Raw genomic sequence first — 609 nt, forward strand, 5'->3', positions numbered from 1 at the left:
GCGGTGATGCCGATGCGGGCGCCGAGGTGCTTTGGATCGGCGGCGATGGTGAGCAGTGCCTCGGAGGCGGCGCGGAACAACAGGTCGTAGATCACCGCCTTGTTGGGATAGGCGATGGCGGCGATCTCGGCCGGCAGGGTGAAGACGACGTGGAAGTAGCCGACCGGCAAGAGATCGGCCTGGCGTGCGGCGAGCCACGCCTTAGCCGCCGCGCCTTGGCACTTTGGGCAATGCCTGTCGCGACAGCTGTTATACGCAATGCGACTGTGGCCGCAGTCCTCGCACGCCTCGACGTGACCGCCAAGCGCCGCGGTGCGGCAGGTCTCGATCGCCGCCATCACCTTCAGCTGGCCGAGGCTCAGATGGCCGGCATGGGCCGCGCGCCAGGCGGCGCCATGGCGATGGAAGATGTCGGCGACCTCCAGGGACGGGCGGCGCACCGCCGTCGCGTCATCTGTCCGCTCGTATCTCGCCCTCTGTGAGCAGGCTGATCCGGTCGAGCGGACTCATCACGGTGTGGATCGTCTTGGTGGCGACATGGGCTGAGACGCGCGGTCGTGTTGAGCCGGGCATGGCCGAGCAGGACCTGGATGACGCGAATGTCGACGT

General features: G+C 67.7%; 1 protein-coding gene. It reads right to left on the reverse strand.

The annotated features are described in order from the left end of the window. The coding region (locus tag EN859_RS35175; protein WP_189502470.1) for a transposase zinc-binding domain-containing protein at window positions 1-440 on the reverse strand (440 nt) is incomplete at its 3' end. Between the last annotated feature and the right edge of the window lie 169 nt (window positions 441-609).

The sequence above is a fragment of the Mesorhizobium sp. M00.F.Ca.ET.216.01.1.1 genome (assembly GCF_004010325.2).
GTDB lineage: Bacteria > Pseudomonadota > Alphaproteobacteria > Rhizobiales > Rhizobiaceae > Mesorhizobium.